Raw genomic sequence first — 23660 nt, 5'->3', positions numbered from 1 at the left:
TGATGTGAATGATGTGCGTGTACTGACGAGGGGCGAGCTATTCGGCAATGAAACCTCTGGTATATTGGTAAATATTTTGAAAAATTAGTGGTCGTGATAACATGATACTATGCGAATGTGGAGAAATCATAGAAGGAAATACTTTTAAGGATTATATAAAAACATCAGCAAATCCGTCAACCCCAACAATAGGTCACGAAAAATGCGGTCATATATTTAATTTCATAGACCAGAAGCAATCAAAAAAATATTCTTCGAAAATCGAACTGAAAACTCTTTCGATGGTATTTGCCAAAAAGAATAATTTTGATACTGAAAAAATTGAAAGATTTCTTCTTGAAGTTGATAAATTAAAGAGCACAGGGAATCTTCCGGATAATGAAATAATTATTAAAGCATTTTATAATGTTATGTGATATGAATGTTTATGAAACCAACATCGAGTATCTTCTTGATGAACTTAAAAGAATTGACCTTTTATTACATAAAAACCTTGATAAACGCAAGTCAGAAAGCAACCCAGGGATAGATGATTTTCCTGGTTTATTCATTTCGGAAGATGAAGTAAATTCAATTCTGCAAACCCCGGTCTATCAAAAAACTGATGAAAGCACAGATCATTGGACCGAAAAGATAGAAACAATAACAATGGAAATAGTTGCTAAAAAAAATGAGAGCATACAACAAAATAAGAAATTGCTGCTGCCTGCCTTATCAAAAACCTTTCATCTTTCACCCTTTGAGGAGGATGTGCTTCTTATATGTCTTGCTCCTGAACTTGATTTGCGATATGAAAAGCTTTATTCCTACCTGCAAAACGATGTTACAAAGAAGCGCCCAACAGTGGATCTTGTTATCAGGCTTCTGTGTTCTTCAATCAGAGAAAGGATCAAGGCAAGAGAGTTTTTTTCAAATAGTTCAACCCTTTTGAGTAACAGGCTAATCTATTTCTCAAATGAAGATGGCTCACAGTTACTATTATCCAGGTTTTTAAGGGCAGACGATAAAATAATCAACTTTCTCCTGGGTACAAATGAGATCGACCACAGGATAAAGCGCCATTCATTCCTGGTAAAACCCCGGAGGACTTTCGGGGAACTGATACTGGCAGATGAGATAATCCGGCCAGTAGCCGGATTGGTAAAGAAATATTCTAATAAAAAGCCTCCGGTATTATATTTCCAGGGGCCTTATGGTACAGGAAAAAAGATGACTGCTGAGGCAATTTCAAAGGAACTTGGCGTGTCTTTGTTCGTAGTTGATTCAAAAACACTTTTAAAAAGTGAATCGTTTGAAACCCTGGGAATAACTATTCGTGAAGCGCTTTTGCAGGATTCACTGTTGTATCTTGAAGGATTTGATTCATTGTTTAGCGATGAAAATGCAGCGAAATATATTATCCGGGAATTAGGCAGGTATCCGGGCTGGATAATATTATCCGGAGAAGCTGACCTTGAACCGGGCAGCATATTGAAAGACCGTGGATTCATAAGCTTTGGATTTAAGGTGCCCTCATATCTACATCGCAAAGAGTTATGGAAATCATTAATGAACGGGAATATTTCAAATGATGTTGATATTGGCGCTCTTGCAAGCAAGTTCAACTTTAGCGGCGGTCTGATAAAAGATGCAATAACAACGTCACAAAATATTTCGATAGCAAAAAATAAGGCTTCAAAACTCACAACCGAAGACCTTTTTGAAGGCTGCAGGGCACAATCCAATAAGAAGCTCATATCATTTGCCAGGAAGATCGAATCTACCAATACATGGGAGGATATTTTTCTTCCGGATGATACAAAGAAGCAATTAAATGAAGTGTGCGGTTATATAAAATATAAAGGAATAATATATGCAGAATGGGGATTTGATAAAAAATTGTCCCTTGGAAAAGGATTGAATGTCCTTTTTTCAGGTCCGTCCGGGACTGGTAAAACCATGGTGGCAGGCATTATTGCCAATGAAGTTAAACTTGATCTTTATAAAATTGACCTCTCAAATGTAGTAAGTAAATACATCGGTGAAACTGAAAAGAACCTGGGCAGGATCTTCAAAGAAGCAGAAACAACTAATGCTATCATCTTCTTTGATGAGGCTGATGCTCTTTTCGGGAAACGGTCAGAAGTCAGGGATTCACACGACAGGTACGCAAACATCGAGATAAATTATCTCCTGCAAAAAATGGAAGAATATGAAGGGATAGTGATCTTAGCTTCGAACTTCAGCAACAATATCGATGAAGCGTTCCTGCGCAGATTGCACTTCAAAATTGATTTCCCATCTCCGGATGAGGAACTAAGAGAAAAAATATGGAGGAATATTTTCCCCCGTAAGACACCTGTAGCAGAAAATATTGATTACAGCTTCCTGTCCATGTTCAAAATCACAGGTGGAAATATGAAAAATATTGCACTTTCAGCGGCTTTCCTTGCGGCAGGTGATTCCGGTGTCATAAAGATGGAACATATCATAAAGGGGACACAAAGGGAATTCCAGAAAATGGGAAAGCTATGCACAAAAGAAGACTTCGGGCAATATTATAAGATATTGACTTAAGCACACATGCCGGGATAAAATTCGAAAAAAAGATAAATAAAATATAATCACAGGAAATCGATAATGGCAGGCAATACAGCGATAAAAGATGTGGGAAATACCTTAATAAGTTTATTAATTGATAATATGAAGGATCTGCCTGATGGTTCTATTGTACTGGGTTCTCCCGGTGAGATCAAGAGCGACACCAGGATATCCCTGTTCCTTTACAAAATCCAGGATAATATTCATTTGAAGAACCAGGAAATGCAGCAGGTCGGATCAAGCTCCATGAGATTCCCGCCTCTTGCTCTTGACCTGTTCTATATGTTGACTTCGCATCCTTCCCAGGAAAACACTGAAAAAACACTGGAAGCCCATTTGTTACTGGGCAGGGCAATGCAGGTTTTTTATGATAATGCCATCCTTTCCGGTTCAGTTTTAAAAGGCAGCCTGAAACCCGGGAATGAGGAACTGCGTATTACAATTGAGAATTTAAATATCGATGATATGACAAAAATATGGAGCACTTTTCAGGGTAAACCTTTCAAGCCCACAGCATGTTATCTTGTATCACCTGTCAGGATAGATTCCCTCCATGAAATAAGCATAACAAGAGTCGTTTCAAAGGAAGCCGGATATGATGAAATAGTTTTAAAGAGGAGAAACGAATAAATGGTTATTGTTCACCCTTATATTACGGATACATTTGTTTCCTATAAAGGTGATACCATTATCACACGCCTTTCTCTTGCAGTACTTCTTGAGGATGATTACACCGGAGAAGAGCCAGTTGGTTATGTAGAAGTGATGTACAGGGAAGGAAATCAAAAAGCGATAAAAAACCTCAGTGGATATTATACTTTTACGGATATGGCTGCTGGTAATAATACAGTTAGTGTAAGATCAAAAATGTACTACTCGCTGGAATTGTCCGTGAATCCCTTTCTTCTTGATCCAAAAGACCCTGTCCTTGAGATATTACTTAAACCACTGCCATCCTATCCTTTTCCAGCTAATGCAACCCTTGTCAGGGGATTATTATCTAATCCGGATATGAACCTGACCGGAAATGTAAATATTAAAGCAATAGAGCCTGGAATAGAAACCATTTCTGATAATATGGGGGAATTCGTCCTGTATTTCAGGGATGTAAAAAATAAAAAAATTACGATTGAACTCAAGAAAAACGGAGCTTCAAAAACAGTAGAAACAAATTTAGATGAGGGAAAGACAATATCGCTGGGCAAAATAGCTTTCCCATAATAAATGTTTAAATTTATAAAAAAGGAGGTTTGAATGTCAATAACCAGAGAGGTATAATGACGATAAGTTGCAAAAAGTATTGTAGAATAGAATTACAGAAATCAGATCGATTGCTAATCTTAATAATAAATTTTAAAATATTTAACAAATATTAAAAGGAGGATATATAATGCCAGAATATTTAACACCGGGTGTGTATGTAGAAGAATTTGAGATAGGTGCAAAACCGATAGAAGGGGTCAGCACAAGCACAGCTGGATTCCTTGGAATAACCGAACGCGGACCCACCAGTCCCCGGTTGGTCACAAATTGGCTTCAATTCCAGAGGATGTACGGAAGCTATATCGCAGGTTCATATCTGCCTTATGCTGTAGACGGTTTTTTTATGAACGGGGGCCAGCGATGTTTTATAGGAAGAGTGGCTGCAAATGATGCCGAAAAAGCGTCTCTAAAACTTACCAGCGCAGGTACGAATGCGCTAACATTAGACGCGATCGGAGAAGGCGAATGGGGAAAAAGGATAGTTGTCAAAGTGGGAACAGGAACAGATAGTACAGCTGCAAAACCGTTGTTCAAACTCTCTGTATTCTACTGGAAAGATCAACTTCCATCGACTTTGTTCGATCCGGAAACAAATAAAAAATCAAAGCCTCAGCCTGCACAGATCGAATTTTATGATAATCTGTCAATGGATAATGCCTCGCCCGATCACTATGATAAAAAGATTAACGGGATATCCAGTTTAATTACCATTTCCAGCCAGACTGGTGATTCCGGAACTCTGCCAGATGGCCCGGCTGTGGTAACACCTCTGGGGGGAACTGATCTTGATGGGACTGCTCTGGGTATAGATGATTATTTGCGCGACTCGCCTGCAGATAATATTCCTGGCAGCAGAAAAGGATTAACGGCATTTAAAGAGATAGATGAAATTTCCATTGTTTATTCTCCTGATGCGAATTCAGTAACCGGTCTTGTCCCGGCTCTCATAAGCCACTGTGAAGAATTAAAGGATCGTTTCGCTGTCATAGATGCCGATGACGGAAGCAGTAATGTAAGTAATATTAAACCTCGTGATAATTTTGATACAAAATATGCTGCGTTCTATTATCCATGGATAAAGGTCATCGATCCCCTGACTAATAAGGGTAAGTTAATCCCGCCGGGAGGTCACATGGCAGGGATATATGCCCGCAGTGATGTTGAACGCGGCGTACACAAAGCTCCGGCAAATGAAGTGGTTCGCGGGGCAATGGATCTTGAGTTCCAGATAACAAAAGGAGAACAGGGTATCCTTAATCCTCGCGGGGTCAATGTAATTCGCGCATTTCCGGGGAGAGGGATACGCATATGGGGGGCACGGACACTATCAAGCGACGCACTCTGGAAGTACATAAATGTCCGGCGCCTGTTCATCTTTGTAGAGGAATCCATAGAAGAAGGCACACAATGGGTAGTATTTGAACCCAATGATGAAAAGCTCTGGGCAAGAGTCAGGGCAACAATAACACAATTCCTTACACGGGTCTGGAGAGACGGCGCGCTCATGGGAACAAAACCCGAAGAAGCGTTCTTTGTCAAATGCGACAGGACTACCATGACGCAGGACGATATAGATAACGGAAGATTGATCTGCATTATCGGCATCGCCCCTGTCAAGCCTGCGGAGTTCGTGATATTCCGTATCGCTCAATGGGCCGGAGGCTCTTCTGCTACCGAGTAACGATGTTGAAAATGAAAATAAATAATAAAATTATGGAGGATAAAATATGGCTACTGGAGATAGAAAAGATCCATACAGGCAGTTCAGGTTCCGTGTTGAGATAGATGGGATTTCACAGGCAGGTTTTAGCGAATGTACTTTTGCTGACACAACAACAGACCCTGTTGAATACCGTGAAGGTAATGAACCCACACGGTTCCGAAAACTGTCAGGATTAACAAAATACGGGAACATCACCCTCAAATGGGGTATTACTGATACGATGGACCTGTATCAATGGAGACAAAGAGTTATAGACGCAGGAGCGGAAAAAGAAAGAAAAAACATATCTATAATCCTGATAGATGAAGCCGGGTCAGATAAATCCCGCTGGGATATTGAGGCTGCATGGCCAAGCAAATATGATCCGCCTGATTTCAGTGGAAAAGGGAATGAAGTTGCGATAGAAACACTTGAAATAGTCCACGAAGGATTTAAACGGGTCAAATAAAAAAATGAGCTGGTAATATTATGGCGTTTCAGACAGAATTTGAGTTCACCTTACCAAAAGGGTATGTAGATGAGGATGGGAATCTCCATAAGAAAGGCATTATGCGTCTTGCAACTGCCGCTGATGAGATACTTCCTTTAAAAGATTCAAGAGTGCAGACAAACCCGGCTTATTTGACTGTGATACTATTTTCAAGAGTTATCACAAAGCTGGGAGACATAAAGGCAATAAATACAAAGGTGATCGAAAACCTGTTTGCGTCAGATCTATCTTACCTGCAGGATTTCTACAGGCGTATCAATGAAAACGGATCAGGTAAAATAAAGACAGAATGCCCCAAATGCCAGCATCACTTTGAATTTGAGGTAGAATACCGGGGGGAATAGCAAGCTACCCCCTTGACAGGTTGTACGAGGAGGTAGCTTTTATTGCATATCATTTCCACTGGCCATCTGAAGATATCCTGAATATGGAACACAAAGAAAGGCACAGGTGGTGCGAGGAGATATCCAGGATAAACCAGCGTTTGAGTGGAGAGAAACAGAAAAGCATTCTTGAGGTCTAAGGGAAGAAAATAGAATATTCCGGTTAAGTTGAATTTATGACAACAGGTACTAAACCATATCCATATACTTCATTCAGGTTCAGGATAGAGATCGGAGGAATTACTGTCGCGCAGGTTACAGAAGTAACCGGACTTATGCTTGAAACTGAAACTGAATCATACGAAGAGGGTGGTGTTAATGATTTTGTGCACCTGCTTCCTAAAAGGACAAAATACCAGCACATCACCCTGAAGAGAGGTATTTCTGACCTTGATGATATGTGGAAATGGTATCAGGAAGTGGTAAGTGGTAAGTTTAAGAAGAAAAACGGTACCATTGTCCTGCAGGATGTCACAGGCAAAGATAAATGGTGCTGGAATTTCGAACAAGCGTATCCGGTTAAGTGGACAGGTCCGGAATTAAGAGCCGACAGTAATACTGTCGCATTTGAGACTATTGAACTTGCGCATCACGGTATCAAGAAGGGCTAAGAATAATGGCTAAACGTGGGATCAATTTAAGTGATCTGGATTTTCATAGCATGATCACTGGCAGATACCGGAAAATCAAAAGAAATCCATACGATTTCCCTTTGATGATATTTTTCAAAAACCAGGGACAATCAATATCTAATAAGATAAGTTTGAATGTTCTCTTACAATTCAGTATTAAAAATAATTTGAAAATTTCACAAATAACAGGACGTGGAATAAATAATCTCTTCAAGTGGTCTGGAATTGAAAAATATTTTCTAAATATAATATCATTTTATAACAAGACGAAATTATCAAAATCTGACATTAATGCGAAGGATTTTCATGATATTTTTTCAAAGTCAATTGTAAACAATTCTTTTACTGACCAGGAGAATATTGTTAAAATAATAAATCCTGATTTATATTCTCAATTCCATCCGGGGTTTCTTCCGGAATTCGGTTATATATGCCATCCGGAACTTGAATATGTTATGCTGCCGCATATGAATCCATTGTTAAACAACATGACAATGGGCAGCGCTTTATATTCTAAGAAACTCTTTGATTTTTTCATGTCTGAAAATGTAAAAAAGCAACTTACAGGTTATGGGAATAATATGAAGGTTTCAAGCCCGGATAATTATATTACATTGGAAAATAAATATCAAGTTACCTTACCAATTGTGAATTTATTGCTAAACAGCATGACAATGGGCGGCGCTTTAAATTCCCGGGAATTTTTCAAAACAAATCATCCTTTTTTGTTATCAGGAAATGTTTCGCCTGTGTTCCTGAAGCATATGGATTTATCCCGGATCAGCGCTAACGGGAACGATTTTGCTTTTGGTCATCAGGGATCTTATTATTCTTTCCCCATGGTTGGATTAGTAGGCCGGGAACTTGCGGGTGATGATAGTATTCACCCCGTAAATATCCGACACACAAATGTTCACTCCGCAAATATCCAATCCGCAAATGTCCACTCTGCAAATAACCAATTTGCAAATATCCACTCTGCAAATGTCCACTCCGCAATTATCCAACCTGTAAATATCCGGATCACGAATAAACAGGTCACAAATCCTGTATATCATTCATTATTAAAATATCATTTTCCAGGAATTTCACAGAAGACATATCAAAGACATGGAAATTTACACACAGGGATATTTTCGCATATGAAATCATTTTTAAAATCAATAACACGCCTGACTGTCCCTGATATGATAACTATGCTCCAGAGCTATCCAGCAGGAGAATTTACAAAAGCAGGAGAATCCACAAAACCCATTATCAAAAATGATCTGTCGGTATCTGCAAAGGCAAATCTTGAACCTGTAGCAAAATTAGATATCCCTGTGAATAATTCGGACCTTCATTTTAAGACAAATACGAAGATTGAACACGAAATAGAAGAAGCAAAAAGAATTGCCCGGGAAGCAAAACAGACAGTGATAGACAGGTTAAGTTCCGTTCCTACTTTGCACGATGAGGAAATAAAGCGTAAAATAGATATTAAGCAACTTTCTGACCAGGTATATCAATTATTAGATCGAAAAATAACTATTGAAAAAGAAAGGCGGGGATATATTTAAATGGGGCCAAAAATAGGTTTTATTAAAATACTTGATGGGAATAAAAAAGATAAGCAGATAGAGATACTCTATTTTCCCCCGGAATACTCCCTGGAAAGGAGCAATACGTTCTCAGAAATAGCAATACCAGGACTTGAATCTCCTTATCTCCAGTTCGTAAAAGGAAATGCCGGATCGATCACAATTGAAGTATTCTATGATACTTACGAAAAAGGAACAGATGTAAGGGAAATCACCAGCCAGCTTACTGATCTTTTAAATATCGATCCCACGATCCATGCTCCTCCCCCCTTGCAGTTTATCTGGGGACTTGATTCTAAAGAGCCTTTCAATTGCGTACTTGAACGGGTGACAAAAAAGTTCACAATGTTCAATTCCGATGGAGTGCCAGTCAGGGCAAGACTGAATATCACATTGAAAGAATTCAAGATGCAGCTAAACAGCCGGGAAAGGGAGCTCCAATCACCTGATAAAACAAAGGTGTATATAGCAAAGCAGGGCGACAGCCTCTGGGCTATAGCGTACAGGGAATACGGCGACCCTGATATGTGGAGACCCATTGCGCAAAAAAATAATATCTATGATCCGAGGTTTTTAAAACCAGGTACGGAATTGGTAATCCCGCCTCTGGAGTAATGATATGGCAACAGCGATTTCAGGCATGGATATTTATGCGCCTGTATTTAAGGTAAAACGAAATGGTGAGGAATATCCACCAAAAGAGAGCATATTAAATATTGAAATAGATGAAGACCTGGAAACTCCTGCGATGTTCCGGTTATCGTTAAATGAAGAGATAAATATCCGGACACAGCAGTTCAGGTGGCTTGATGATGATAAGATCAAACCCGGAACAGAGGTGGAGATTTTTTTCGGGTATGCGACCTCAAAGAAACAGGGTATGATGAAAGGAAGAATCAAGGCACTTACACCCGTTTTCCAATCAACGGGTAATCCAACGCTTAGCGTTGAAGGTTATGATCTTTCACACGATCTTCAAAAGACTGCAAAAAAATTTACTGATACAGAAGTAACTTACTCAACGATCGCACAGGATATCGCACAGGCAAATGGCCTTTCGGCAAAAGTCGATCCCACAGAAATAACCCATGGAAAGGTTGAACGGATAAAAAATGAAATGGATTATGATCTCTTAAAAAGGCTTTCTAATGAGATTGGTTATGAATTTTTCGTCAGGAATAAAGAATTGTACTTTCGTGAGCCAAAAGATAACATCAAGGGAGACTTTACTTTTGAATTCAGGAAAAATTTCATTAATTTTAATCCACGAATGACTGCTGCCTCGCTTGTAAATGAAGTACATGTCACGGCCTGGAACGTTAAGGATAAAGAAAGTATTTCCGAATCTGCTAAGATCAGTGATATTAAGAGCAGTGTTGGGAACCCTGATTTTGATAATATCATAGAAGAGTCACAGGGAGCCAGGGTGGATGTAAAGATTGAAGGAAGGCTTGTACGATCCCAGAAAGAAGCAAAGAACCTTGCAAAAGCAGAATTAAAGAGACGGAATAAAGGTTTTATTGAAGGTACACTTGAATGTATCGGTGATCCTATGCTTCGTCCCGGGATAACGGTAAATATTGAAAAAGTCGGGAAACGGTTCAGTGGTGTATATTATATAACAAAAGCGACGCATTCCGTAGGCGATGCTGGTTATAAAACTACTATCACTGTGCGAAGGAGTATTTTATGAGTATGGAAGACCTGTTGCCGCAACAGGACAGTCACATATCCGGCGTTGTAATAGCTGTGGTCACGAGCAACCAGGACCCTGAAGGCCTGGGGAGGATCAAGATCAATTTTCCATGGCGAGGAGAAAAGGATGAAAGCTACTGGGCAAGGATCGCAAGCCCCATGGCAGGAAACGAAAGAGGTATGGTTTTTTATCCCGAAGTTGATGATGAAGTGCTGGTGGCTTTTGAGCATGGGGAGATCAACCAGCCTTATGTTATCGGAGCTCTCTGGAATGGAAAGGATAAACCCCCGGAAACCAACAGCGATGGGAAGAACAATATCAGGAAGATCAAATCAAGAAGCGGGCATGAAATAATTTTTAATGATGATGATACCGCAATGAAGGAAAAAATTGAGATCCATACTAAAGGGAAACACAAGATAGTGCTTGATGATTCATCAGGCCAGGAAAAGATCGAGATAGTTGATAAAACCGGGAGTAATAAGATCGTGATCGATTCGATGATGAATTCAATAAATATCGAGAGCGCCATGGAACTTAAGATCAAAGGAAATATTGTTGAGATAGAGGGTACAACGTCACTTACCCTCAAATCCAGCGCAGTTCTTACTATCCAGGGATCAATCGTAAAGATAAATTAGGAGTGATTTCAAAATGCCGCCAGCAGCAAGAGTAGGAGATATGACAGGTCATGGCACCCCCCTTGGGCCAGGGCCGGGAAGCGTAAATGTGCTGATCGGCGGGATGCCGGCTTTTCGAGCCGGCGCGGATTTTCACACATGCCCCCTGTTCAACGGGCCTGCTCCGCATGTCGGAGGAGTAATATCCATGGGAAGCACAACAGTCCTGATCAATAACCTTCCTGCAGCCCGCCAGGGAGATATGATCACAGAGGCGGGGCCCCCTAATTCGATAGTGATGGGATGCCCTACTGTAATGATCGGATAAATAATCAAATTATCACTGGAGAATTATGAGCAAGGATTTTCTTGGCAAAGGATGGAAGTACCCGGTCAGGGTCGATGAAAATGGAAAGATCGCCATTTCCGAATATGATGAAGATATCAAAGAAGCGATCAGGATAATCCTTGGAACTGCTAAAGGAGAGCGTGTCATGCGTCCTGATTTCGGATGTGGGATACACGAATATATTTTTAGTTCGATGAATGCGGTAAACCTGTCCCTTATCGAGACAAGCGTAAGGGATGCCCTTACACTGTGGGAGCCGCGGATTGAACTCGTAAATGTAAATACGGATGCAGGAAAAGCAGATGAAGGCAAGCTTTTCATAAATATCGATTACAGGGTACGTGCGACAAATATCCAATTCAATCTTGTTTATCCGTTTTACTTAAAGGAAGGAGAATAATAAAAATGTCCAGCCCTGAATTAATCAAAAAAGACATGGAAGTTATACTTCAGGAGATAAAGGGTAAAGTCCCGTACTACACCCCGGAATGGACATTTATAGATGATATTGATCCGGGCGCAGCACTTGCTAAAATATTTGCACATATGTCCGAAATGACCATCAAGAAATTAAATGATGCTCCGCAAAGACATTTCCTATCCTTTCTTGAGACAATTAATGCTTCCCTGATCCCGGCCCGTCCTGCAAGAGCCACCCTCACATTCCTGCTGAGCAAAGGCACTCCGGAGAATGTACTTATTCCTGCATTGACACAGGTGGCTGGACAGGGAGCTGACGGGAAACCGGTGCTGTTTGAAACTGAGACGAATATCACAGCTACGCCTTCAAAACTTGTATCCGTGTTCAGTACTATTGATAACAATTATTTGTTCAACTGGGATGAAATGCCGGGGAATGAAAATGACAGGATACTGGAATTCCTGGACCGGAATTATGATGTTGAATGGGCAAGATCAGGGACTATAACGAAACAGGGTAATGACATAATAAAAATAACTTCTGCAGGTAATCCTGACATTTTGTTTAAATTAAATAACATTACCAATAAAGTTAAACTGGAAATCGGTACGGATGCTTCACACGATTTAATTGACAGGACTGATGAATTTACAGCTAAGATCGAGAATGGCAGATTAAATATATATAAACAGGACGAAATATTTGATCATACAATAACCATAGACGGGACAGGTTCATCAGGATTTTTCGCGGGCAAGAACCAGCAGGAACATATACTTTATATCGGGGATAAGAACCGATTGAATGTTACAACTGCAAGAATCCAGGTAGAAGGCAAAGGATCACAGAACCTTTCAAATCCGCTTAATTTTTCATGGGAGTATGGAACAGAGGTCACTGAAAAGATCGATGGCAAGGAAATAAAAACGATTAAATGGAACATTCTGACCCCTGCAAATAAATCCAGCTGGCTGCCATTGATCAAAAGTACGGATGAGCCGATAAGCGAAATAGAAATTAATGGAATAAAAAGCCGATGGATACGGTGCAGGGTAATAAATTCCAGGATCGCTCCGGTCAGGGATATGGAAATATCAGGGCTGAACATTTCCACTTCACCCTATTCTTCAGATGCTTCGGGTATCAAACCTGATATGGCTTTCATAAACGATGTGCCTGTGGATATTACTAAAAATATATATCCATTTGGTAAAAAACCGCAGATATACAATACATTTTACATAGCATGTGATGATGCTTTTTCAAAGACAGGATACATTGTAGAGATAAGTTTTGATCTTACACCCGGAAAAACAGCGGCCGCAGGAGATAAAAAGACTGCGGACAATCCCCAGCTTTCCTGGGAATACTGGGATGGAATGGGATGGAATTGTCTTGAAAAGCTGCAATTTAAAAATACCCCTGATAATTGGGCTGGTACTGATGAATGTATTTCTCCTGAAATCATTATCCCGTCCATGCCGGCTGCAAAACCCACAACAGTAAACGGACAGGAAAAGTACTGGATACGCGTGCGGCTTGTGGGAGGAGATTATGGAAAAGAGTACATGATCAAAAATAACCAGGTTGAACCCGGAAGTTTTTGTCCTCCAATGCTTTCGAATTTAAGGATCAATTATATTAAAAACAGTGCCGGACAGGACAAATTTGCTGATCAACCTGAGTATATCTTTTCAAAAAATAACCTTGTATTTAAAAACTGCATAGACGAACTTAATACAGGGAAGACCTTTAAACCATTTGAATCCATCCCTGATAATTATCCATCGCTTTATTTCGGATTTGATAAGCCGCTAAAAGGAGGACCTGTCAGTCTTTTCATTTCAATTGATGAAAATATCGATTACAGTGAAAATAAAAGACCGGGATTGAAATGGCAATACCTCTCGAAGAACAGCCAGTGGCTCGAACCTGATATTCTGGATGAAACAAATGGTCTTACAAAAAGCGAAATGGTACAATTCGTCATATCCGGGGAAATGGCGGATGAAAAAATATTCACAACAAATGACCTGTACTGGATAAGAGCGCAGGCAGTACAAAACCCGGTTGTTGAACTGAAAGATATCCACACAAAATCAAAACTTCTTGGATTATACCTGAATTCCGCATGGGCTCTCCAGTCAAGGACTGTTGCGTATGAAATTACAGGTTCCAGCACAGGTGAAAGCCGCCAGGTGTTCAGGCTGATGAATGCGCCTGTATTATCAGAAAAGATACTCGTAGATGAATACGGCACACTTACGGAAATCGAAAGAAAAGCACTCGGCAATAATAAGTATATCGATGAGAAAAAAAACGATTCAGGTAATGTGACAGAGTTCTGGGTGAAATGGGATGAAGTCCCATATTTTCTTGATTCAGGCCCAAAGGACAGGCATTATATTATAGACAGGACTACGGGTGAAATCCGGTTCGGGGATGGGGTACATGGCATGGTACCATCCATCGGACAGAACAATATCAAAGCCATATACTCTACAGGCGGGGGAAAAACAGGGAATATTCCCGCAAGGAAGATATCAAAACTCCAGGGCACAATAGCTTTTGTCGATAAGGTTTACAACCCTGTAGCTTCTGACGGGGGAGCCGATACGGAGGAAGTTGATGCTCTTACAAAAAGAGCGCCCTTTGTCCTGAAACACAGGAACAGGGCTGTTGCCCTCCAGGATTATCAGATGCTTGTAAAAGAAGCTTCGAATAAAGTGGCAAGGGTAAAAATTCTCCCGAATCTCAATGCAGAAGGTATGCATATGCCAGGAACCATTACCATTGTCATAGTCCCTGGAAGCATGGATGCAAAACCAGTGCCCACGCCAGAACTGCGCCATATTGTGGAAAGATACGTTAGTGAGAGATGCTCCAATCTCGCAAAACTGAATGTGATCCAGCCCTCTTATGTTGTAGTAAGGATATCTGCAATTCTTGTAACTCATAAGATAGATGCTATACCCGTCATAGAGCAGAAAGCAAAGTCACAAATAACCGACTTTCTTCATCCTCTCTATGGGGGATTGGAAGGCAAAGGCTGGAACTTCGGCGCAGTCCCATGCATATCTGACATTTTTCCATTGTTTGAGAAGATAGAAAATGTGGACTACGTAAGTGAACTTACGATACAACTTTATGATGAAGATAACTTAAAATTAACCGAAATAAAAAGAACTTCTGATAACTTCAAACTCCCGGCTGATACTCTTCTGTATAGCGGTGAGCACGATATTTCTGCAAAATGGATACCGGGACGTGGTTGATAACAATGGTACTGCCAAAACAAAACCTGGATGATAAGACGTTTGGCCAGCTTGTGGAAGAAGAAAGAAAACTCATTCCAAGATATGCGCCGCAGTGGACAGACCATAACCTGAGCGACCCTGGTATCACGCTAATAGACCTTTTTGCCTGGTTAACCGAGATCACGTTATTCCGGATAAACCTGATACGAGACAGTCATAAACTCAAATACCTGAAACTACTGGGATTCACGCCGCTTCCGCCTTTACCTGCGATCGTAGATCTTTCATTCAGGTTAAAATACCTGTTCAGCTGGGATGAAATACCCGGGAACGAAAATCTGCTTCTTGTAAATTACCTTGAGTTGAGGTATGGCATCGATGTAAGAAAGGCCAGGATAGAGAAGACCAATGGTAATAAGACCCTGATAATATTCGATAATATCCATAATATTTCTTTCGGTCTTGATAATGATAAAAACACGGTCAAACTGAAGATCGATGGTGTAACAAAAGATGAATTGGTCGCAAATAATGAGAATGGCAAACTTAACATATACGATTTTAGCAGACGATTGACATTGCCAAAAGGCGAGGTTATAAGGACAGAAATCTCGGGCAAAACTATTTATTTTGAATTACTTGGGAAAATCAGTATTGTTCCTTTAAATCTTGAAAAGGTGATTGTTGATGAGAGAACAGGAGGAGTTTTTGACAGGACAGGAGCAAATGAACAGGCAGACCTTTTTTATGCTCCATTTGGCATGAAGGACCATGAAAATAATACTCTTTACCTTGGATTTGACAGAAAAGCGGAAAAACTCAGCTTTATGGTTTATCTTTATGAAAAGGACTTAGAGGTGGAGGCCGGAAAACATGGTGATGAAAAAGAATCAGGCCTCATTATTTCTGAATTTACCTGGGAAATCTCGATCCTGCCTGATGAGGGCAAATGGCAAACCATTGATCCTGGAACGATAATTGATGAGACAGAAGGCTTTAATAAAAGCGGACGGATTATTTTTAATGATCTTAAAGGCTGGGCTGCATCACAAAATATTGTATGGAAGGATACAGATAATAAATCTCATTTCTGGTTAAGATGCATCCTGAAAAAATCCGGTTTCCAGTACCCGCCGCGAATTGAAACAATAAGTATCAATACAGTCTGTGCGATACATGGGAAGACAATCAAGAGAGATAATACCTGGAAAAGGATCGAAGAATTTTCAAGCAGCAATACCAGCAATGGCATGCCTTCGCAGGTTTTTATATCATCCGCCAAACCCATTCTTGCCAGGACATTACTGGTTTCTGTTTCCGGTGAATATAACGAATATTTTGCAACCTGGAATGAAATACCGGGAAGAGATAATCAAAGGCTTTTAAAATACCTGGAAAACAAATTTTATTTTGACTGGATAGGGAATGCAAATATCGAGAAGAACACGACAGGTAATATTATTAAAATATTCGATGACAGGAACAAAATTCTCCTTGTACTTAATGTGTGGAAAACAAAAGTGAGCATGGTAATGGATAGGAGAAAGGTTTGTGATTTTGCTGTCAGAATGCAAAATCCTGAATTAAAAATGTACAGCGGACTATGGACAGAAGTTGATGACTTTGATGGTTCAGGACCGGATGATAATCATTACATTCTTGATAAAGAACATGGGGAAATAAAATTCGGGGATGGTTTAAGCGGCAGGATCCCGCCTGAATCATCCAGGATAACAGTCGTCAGATACAGGATAGGCGGCGGGAATGAGGGAAATTTCAAAGCCGGATATAATTGGAAAGTTGAAAATGAAAAAAAAACCGTCGGTCACACCCTGGAAATTATTAATCATAAACCGTCAACCGGTGGAAAAGATGCGGAAATCCTTAATGATGCGATCGAAAGATGCCTCAGGGACATGAAAATCCCTTATACTGCTGTCACTTCCGGGGATTTTGAATATATCGCCATGAACACACCCGGATTAAGGGTGGCGAAAGCAAAAGCCATACCGGATTATAACAAGAACGATGGAGAAAACAGTAAGGCTTCAGTCACTATAGTTGTACTGCCATATACACCCATAGAGACATTTATTGCCCCGCCTTCACCTCCCCCCGGATTTATTGATGCAATATGCCATCATGTGGATAAACACAGGCTTCTTGGAACACAAATCCATATCGAGTTCCCGCAATTTATCCGTGTCAATGTGAGTATGACAATAGATATGGTAAAAGGTTATCCTGAAAAAGAATTAACCAGTACTGTAAAAAAAGAACTTGCTTTTTTTCTCCATCCAATAAAAGGATGGTTCGATAAAAAAGGCTGGCCCATAGGCAGGCTGGTATCCAGGTCTGAGATTTTCGAATATATCCGGAAAATCGAGGGGATCAAATGTATCCTTAAGATTTCAATTTCAGGGGATAATGGTTCAAGCCTTGATGCGAACGGGAACCTGAACCTGCCCTCAGAAATATCAACAGTTTATCCTGGCAGCATATCCGTGATAATCAATAAAGATTTAAATAAATGCAGGAGCGGCGATGTCAATGGATGAGATAAAATTCAAATGCATCAATACACAAAAACTCTGGGAGAGTAATATTGAAGATATTAAAAATCTCACAATTGAAGGAGGAGAACTCAGGTTAAGCTCAACGTACATATACGAATCAGGGAATGAAATCATAAATAATGACAGTCTTAACATGAGCGATATCGCTGTTGATGGATGCAACATAATTTTCATAATAGATAAAAATTCAAAGTCTATACTCAGTTATGAGATAGGCAGCGGGATTATCAATGATATGGGAGTGCTGCCTGTAATACTGGAATCCCCTTCAGGGATCGCTATTGATAAGGATTCAATATATGTAGCAGATAAGGGCAGGTTAATTGCGCTTGCAAGAAGCAACCTCCAGATCCGCTGGATAATATCCGGAAGTCATGATGGATCACCGATTAATGAACTTATTGATATTACAGTAGCTGGTGATGTTATTTATGCTCTTGAAAAGTGCAGGGAAATTGATGTGGAAAGAGGAATAGGAAAAAGAATCCTGATGATCAACAGGGCCGGGAATATAAATTTCCCGCCAATAAGTCCTGGAAATGATCCGACAGATATCACTGTAGATAAGGATGGGGATATTTATGTTCTTGGCAGGAACACCCTTACTAATAAAAACAACCTGGAGATATTCAGGAAAAAATTCCTGTTCGAGCGGCATAATGTCCCGGGTATTGATAATGATAAACTCCTGGCCTTCCTGAGGGATCATCTCAATATTGATTGGTTAATGGGTGCAGAAATATCCGGTATTGATGAAAAAACCATTCTTGTATCCATTAATGGAAAATATGTCAAAATCTCTTTTGAAGAAAATAAGGATATGGCTTTGATCACGACCAGTGATGGTGCAGTTCATTACCTGCTGGTGAATGAAGAAGATTGTAACCTTAATGTATACTATATTGACACACCTGAAACAATAGATATTGCATTCTCACCAAAGGGACTTGCAGTTGATTCGCGAAAGCAGATTTTTGTCGGGGAAGCTGCTGGTGATATTTCAAAGGACCAGACAATATATAAGATCATAGATCAAAAGAATATTTCTCCCATGTGGTCATACAGGGGAGCTTCGGGAAGATTGATCACTGATTCTAAAAACAACCTTTATGTTATTGATGGCACAGGAAAAAAACTGGTATATCTAAAATACAGTAAAATCAACCGTCCGGATAAGAGCGGTCTTTTTTCAGGTCATTACATATCAAAACCAATAAATAGCGCAAGCTTAAAAACACGATGGCACAGGTTCCTCCTGGAAGGCAGGTTCGAAGAAGGCACACAGGTTGATTTCTCATACTATATTTCAGATAATATCAATACTAATATAGGAGATCTCGATGAGAACGAATGGCATAAAGGCCTGCCTGGATCTTCATCGATCCAGGGAACATACAGAAGGGATGCTCTCTTCCTGAAAGATAACGAGGGACAATACCTCTGGTTTAAAATTTCACTTACCGGAAATGAAACCCGGTCACCTGTTTTAAATTCGATCCGGTTATTCTTCCCAAGGTTTTCATATCTTGATAATCTGCCTGCTATCTACCAGGAAGATGCTGCGAGCCGGGAATTTCTTGAGCGCTTTCTTTCAATATTCGAAAGCATTTTTTATGAAATAGATTTTAAAGTAGAACACCTGGGACGGTTTTTCGATTCTCTGGGTGCGCCTCCTGAGTTCTTATCATGGCTGGGATATTGGCTTTCCATAACATGGGATGAGAATTTTTCTGAAAAAATGAGGAGGTTGTATATCCGAAGGGCCATTCTGCTATATAAGAAAAGGGGTACAAAAGAAGGATTGGAAGAGGCTATAGCCCTATTTTTATATACAAAAAAGCACCCGGAAGAAAGCCTTGAAGACATTATTGCAAATTTCAAGCAGGAGAAGCCATACATAGTAGAGAATTTCAATGCCAGGCGAATCCCTGAAGATAAGAAATGCATGCCATGCCTGAAAGTAAAAGACCTGTATTTCCCGCCGTTTGATGCAAAAACAACAACGGATGTTCTTTTTGGAAATGATCTTTTTTCGTTCTTTGTCTTATTGCCCGATGCAAACATGGATGAAGACACAATAAATACAGTAAAGAGGATAATCGAAGAGCAGAAACCAGCGCATACATGTTATTGTCTTAAAATGCTTGAACCGTGGTTCTACCTTGATATGCATACATACCTGGACATAAATACGAGATTGACTTACCCGACAATGGTTATGGACAGGACGTCGGTTTTAGGCAGGGATACGGTTCTGTATGATACAGAGCAATCAGGACAGGTAAGAGTACATTCACGAATAGGCGTAGATACTAAATTAACTTAAAAATATAAAAATCGGTAAAACAATAAAAACAATAAAAGTAATAAAAATAACAGAAGGAGGATTAAAATATGTCAGACAGTCAAGAGAATACAGAGAGTTGTAAACTTCGAGCATACCAGAGAAATAATTATTATTATGGTAAATTGATGACAGTAAGAGATTTCGAGCTGGAGCAGCAGTATCTCAACGATAAAAGATGGCTGGTAAACAGGCTGATGTTCGGGAGCGGAACTGTTTGCGGGCTGCGTGTTGAGTCGCAGGGGATGAATGTAATTATCAGATCCGGATTAGCTATTGACAGGTGCGGCCGCGAGATCGTTGTCCCTGAGGACGTGAGTTTAATCCTTTCTGAGACTGACAAACCCTCTTTACAAAACAAAAAAGCAATTTATATAAAATATAATGAGTGTCCTAAAGAGAGGGTCAGGGCACAAACTGCTTCAACATGTAAAGAAGTATGCGCAAACAACAGGACAGAAGAATCCTATACATATGAAATAGAAACAATTCAGGATAACGGGGTGGAAATATCCGATGGAAAAATATGCGGGATATGGAACAACCTCTCAACAAAAATCTTTAATTACCGGTCAGGAGATGGACAAATAAGAATCAGCCGAAAAGTGAAAAATTATGTCACCCCGCAGGATATATTTGAAGTACACCTTTCGATAACTAATATTTCGGATTCCTCTGTTTCAGTCTCATTATCCGAAACCCTGCCACCGGGATTGACACTGATCGATGGGATTAATGATCCGGGAACTATTTCCATTCAATCCAGGGATACAATAAATATATGGTATCTTGTAAGAGCCGAATCAGGCCAGGCAGGAAATTTTGTCATAAAAACAAATATCAATGGTCTGGAATACGATGAAACATCATCCATAATCGAAGTAAAAAGTCCACATGAAATCTCTGAGAGTCTTCAAAAAAATTTAATTGAGTTCTGGACAGAACCATGTTTTGATATTAATAAAGATACCAGAGTAAAAATCGCGGAATTAAGCCTTGGAACAGATGGTTCGGGAAACCCAAAACTGATCGCTGATAATACAAAACGGACACTTGTAAATAACAATAAATATATAACACAAATGCTCGAATGCCTCAAGACGCAGGCCAGCGAGCTTGAAGACCAATCCACATACCTTAAAAATAAAATCGCTCCCAGCAAAATACTATTGAGCGTAAATCCGGACGAAATATATGCTAATGGTAATGCAGTTTCTGAAATTACGATAACTGTCCAGGATGATGCTGGTGCGGGATTATCCGGTATCGATGTAATGCTCATAAGCACGCTTGGAAGTATTCCAGATCACGTTACAACGGGCCAGAATGGAATAGTAAAAGCAACGTTACGCAGCGGCACAATCCCTGGAATTGCAGCAGTTATGGCCACAACAGGATCAGGTGCTGCCGTAACCCAGGTTACATTTAAACCCACTACAGGAAGTATAGAGGGCTTCGTAAATGATATAACAGACGACACCAAAAAAATCAAAGAAGCAACTGTTTCAGTTGGTACGATTACAACAGTGACTGATGATGAAGGTCATTATTTACTTCAAAATGTTCCTCACGGAAACCAGGTAGTATGGGCATTTGCCTCAGGATATGAAAAAGCATCGGACCTGGTAAATGTGAAGCCAGACCAGGCAAATAAAATGGATATCCCGCTTACTCCAATATCTACTGAAGGAATAATAACAGGAAGAGTTCTGGATATAGACGGAAATGTAATACAAAAAATTGTTAAGGTGATGGCCGGGGGAATTTCAACCACAGCAGATGAGACCGGAAATTATACTCTCTCAAATGTGCCAACTGGCACATATACTGTGACTGCCTCTGCGGATGACTACCAGACCAAGAGCCGGGGCTCTGTTGTTGTGACAGATGACCAGACCACTTCCGGTATAAACTTCATGCTGGAACATGCCACAGGAATAATAAAAGGCAGAGTCACTGAAATATCAGGAATAAGACCTGCTGATTTATTAGTGGAAACGGGTCATGTTACAAGGGAAATATCAGCTATTCCAAGGATATTGCCTGGTGGAATAATGCCCCGGCCTGTATCAAGAGGTATCATGGGCGCAACAATATCTGTTGTTGGCACATCACTATCTGCATTGACAGATGAATCCGGAAATTATGTCCTCTATAATGTTCCGCTTGGTACGCATACTGTGACTGCAAGCGCCCCGGATTACAATGCACAAACCTCCTCAGTTCTTGTGGAAGCAAATATGACATTAACTCTTAACTTCCAGCTTTTGGCACTGGTAACTACAGGAACTGTTTCAGGCAGGGTTACAACTTTTAGAAAACTAATAAGACCAATATGTACAGGGGCAACACCTCAAATAACCCGTATTCCTGCAGATATTCCTGCAGTAAGACCCATAAGCACTACTGTTGCCAGGCCTCTGGGCACTACGGCGGCAAGGTCACCGGATACTGCGGTCGTCAGGCCAGTGGACATGACGATAGCAAGACCCCTGGATACAGATACAGCAACCAGTGCAGCTGCAAGCCTGTGTATCGCAGGAAGACCGGGTGATACTCCATGCATCGCAGGAAGACCGGGTGATACTCCATGCATCGCAGGAAGACCGGGTGATACTCCATGCATCGCAGGAAGACCGGGTGATATTCCGTGCCTTGCAGGAGTACCTGATAGTAATATGGAGGAAATCGGGATACAGGGGGCAACTGTGTCAGTGGCTGGCCTGTCAGCCATTACTGACAGCCTGGGGAATTATATTATCAGGAATGTTCCTGAAGGCTCTCAGGATGTGGTAGCAAATGCGGCAGGATATGTCACAGGAAAAAGTACTGTAAACGTGCCTGCTGGCGGAACCGTAACTGCAAACTTCAGGCTCACTGTTGCGGTTTCAAAAGGAACGATTTCAGGACGCGTAACAACTGCCAGAGATAACATTCGCACTGATGCAAGTCCGGTGCCGGTAAGCACAGCGATAGGTATATGTAGTGCAGGGAGACCGGGAATTACGGGCGTAACAGGTATAAAAGGCGCTACAGTGTCCGTAACAGGTACATCGCTATCAGCAGTGACTGATGATTCTGGTAATTATTCAATTCCTGATATTCCGACTGGAAGCTATACAGTGATCGCAAGCGCTCCGGGATATAGTACAGGTACACAAAAGCCTCTGGTGAATGAGAACCAGACAACAATACTGAATTTCCAGTTAAACAGGGTCATTTGTGCAGCCGGACAGCCTGATGTGCCATGTCCTGCAGGACAACCAAGAATCATTTGCACAGCGGGGTCGCCCCTTATAACCTGTATGGCAGGGAAGCCGGATAATATTATAAGCTGTGTGGCAGGGAAGCCGGATAATATTATAAGCTGTGTGGCAGGGAAGCCGGATAATATTATAAGCTGTGTGGCAGGGAAACCGGATAATATTATTGTTACTCCATGCACATCCGCAAGACCGATTATAGATCGGCCAGTCGTTGATAGACCGGTCGTTGATAGACCCGTTGTTGATAGACCAGTCGTTGATAGACCTGTTGTCGATAGACCGGTTGTCGATAGACCGGTTGTCGATAGGCCAGTTGATAGACCGGTTGTCGATAGGCCAGTCGATAGACCGGTTGTCGATAGGCCAGTCGATAGACCCGTTGTTGATAGACCCGTTGTCGATAGACCGGTTGTCGATAGGCCAGTCGATAGGCCGGTTGTCGATAGACCAGTCGTTGATAGTCCGGTTGTCGATAGACCA

Annotated in this window: 19 protein-coding genes; all 19 read left to right on the top strand. The window is 40.7% G+C overall.

Annotation, left to right across the window (positions count from 1 at the left end):
- Window positions 1-101 precede the first annotated feature (101 nt).
- Window positions 102-416 carry a hypothetical protein gene (locus tag CL181_RS00960; RefSeq protein WP_097297377.1) on the top strand — a complete coding sequence of 105 codons (315 nt, stop codon included), beginning with the start codon at window positions 102-104 and terminating at the stop codon, window positions 414-416.
- 1 nt (window position 417) lies between these two features.
- Window positions 418-2556, top strand: coding sequence for an AAA family ATPase (locus tag CL181_RS00955; protein WP_176504996.1), 2139 nt, complete (start codon window positions 418-420; stop codon window positions 2554-2556).
- 63 nt (window positions 2557-2619) lie between these two features.
- Window positions 2620-3210: a DUF4255 domain-containing protein gene (locus CL181_RS00950; RefSeq protein WP_097297375.1), complete on the top strand. Its 591-nt coding sequence runs from the start codon at window positions 2620-2622 to the stop codon at window positions 3208-3210.
- Entirely contained in the window at window positions 3211-3801 is a 591-nt protein-coding gene (locus CL181_RS00945) for a hypothetical protein (protein WP_097297374.1), read from the top strand.
- Between the two features lie 169 nt (window positions 3802-3970).
- Entirely contained in the window at window positions 3971-5524 is a 1554-nt protein-coding gene (locus CL181_RS00940; protein ID WP_097297373.1) for a phage tail sheath family protein, read from the top strand.
- 46 nt (window positions 5525-5570) lie between these two features.
- A complete protein-coding gene (locus tag CL181_RS00935; protein ID WP_097297372.1) occupies window positions 5571-6014 on the top strand; it encodes a phage tail protein in 444 nt (147 codons plus the stop codon).
- A gap of 20 nt (window positions 6015-6034) precedes the next feature.
- Window positions 6035-6400, top strand: coding sequence for a hypothetical protein (locus CL181_RS00930; RefSeq protein WP_097297371.1), 366 nt, complete (start codon window positions 6035-6037; stop codon window positions 6398-6400).
- A gap of 20 nt (window positions 6401-6420) precedes the next feature.
- Window positions 6421-6579, top strand: coding sequence for a DUF6760 family protein (locus CL181_RS21395; protein ID WP_320410162.1), 159 nt, complete (start codon window positions 6421-6423; stop codon window positions 6577-6579).
- A gap of 36 nt (window positions 6580-6615) precedes the next feature.
- A complete protein-coding gene (locus CL181_RS00920; RefSeq protein WP_097297369.1) occupies window positions 6616-7050 on the top strand; it encodes a phage tail protein in 435 nt (144 codons plus the stop codon).
- A gap of 5 nt (window positions 7051-7055) precedes the next feature.
- A complete protein-coding gene (locus CL181_RS00915; protein WP_097297368.1) occupies window positions 7056-8630 on the top strand; it encodes a hypothetical protein in 1575 nt (524 codons plus the stop codon).
- The gene (locus CL181_RS00910) at window positions 8631-9266 is read left to right on the top strand and encodes a LysM peptidoglycan-binding domain-containing protein (RefSeq protein ID WP_097297367.1); all 636 of its coding nucleotides are present in this window, start codon (window positions 8631-8633) and stop codon (window positions 9264-9266) included. It abuts the gene before it with no gap.
- Between the two features lie 4 nt (window positions 9267-9270).
- The gene (locus tag CL181_RS00905; RefSeq protein ID WP_097297366.1) at window positions 9271-10344 is read left to right on the top strand and encodes a phage late control D family protein; all 1074 of its coding nucleotides are present in this window, start codon (window positions 9271-9273) and stop codon (window positions 10342-10344) included.
- Window positions 10341-10988 carry a phage baseplate assembly protein V gene (locus CL181_RS00900; RefSeq protein ID WP_097297365.1) on the top strand — a complete coding sequence of 216 codons (648 nt, stop codon included), beginning with the start codon at window positions 10341-10343 and terminating at the stop codon, window positions 10986-10988. Before CL181_RS00905 ends, CL181_RS00900 begins: the two co-directional genes overlap by 4 nt.
- A 13-nt stretch (window positions 10989-11001) precedes the next feature.
- Window positions 11002-11295: a PAAR domain-containing protein gene (locus tag CL181_RS00895; protein ID WP_097297364.1), complete on the top strand. Its 294-nt coding sequence runs from the start codon at window positions 11002-11004 to the stop codon at window positions 11293-11295.
- Window positions 11296-11320: 25 nt separating this feature from the next.
- Entirely contained in the window at window positions 11321-11716 is a 396-nt protein-coding gene (locus CL181_RS00890; protein WP_097297363.1) for a GPW/gp25 family protein, read from the top strand.
- A 5-nt stretch (window positions 11717-11721) separates the two neighbouring features.
- Window positions 11722-15012, top strand: coding sequence for a putative baseplate assembly protein (locus CL181_RS00885; protein WP_097297362.1), 3291 nt, complete (start codon window positions 11722-11724; stop codon window positions 15010-15012).
- Window positions 15013-15017: 5 nt separating this feature from the next.
- Window positions 15018-17552, top strand: a complete 2535-nt coding sequence (locus CL181_RS00880) for a putative baseplate assembly protein (protein WP_217993044.1) — start codon at window positions 15018-15020, stop codon at window positions 17550-17552.
- Window positions 17545-19896, top strand: a complete 2352-nt coding sequence (locus tag CL181_RS00875) for a phage tail protein (protein ID WP_176504995.1) — start codon at window positions 17545-17547, stop codon at window positions 19894-19896. The genes CL181_RS00880 and CL181_RS00875 overlap by 8 nt, the downstream gene beginning before the upstream one ends.
- A gap of 68 nt (window positions 19897-19964) precedes the next feature.
- The coding region (locus CL181_RS00870) for a carboxypeptidase regulatory-like domain-containing protein (protein WP_176504994.1) at window positions 19965-23660 on the top strand (3696 nt) is incomplete at its 3' end.

Source organism: Candidatus Methanoperedens sp. BLZ2 (assembly GCF_002487355.1).
Taxonomy (GTDB): domain Archaea; phylum Halobacteriota; class Methanosarcinia; order Methanosarcinales; family Methanoperedenaceae; genus Methanoperedens.
The sequence above is the reverse complement of the archived record's forward strand: the minus strand, read 5'-3'. Positions and strand labels throughout refer to the sequence as shown.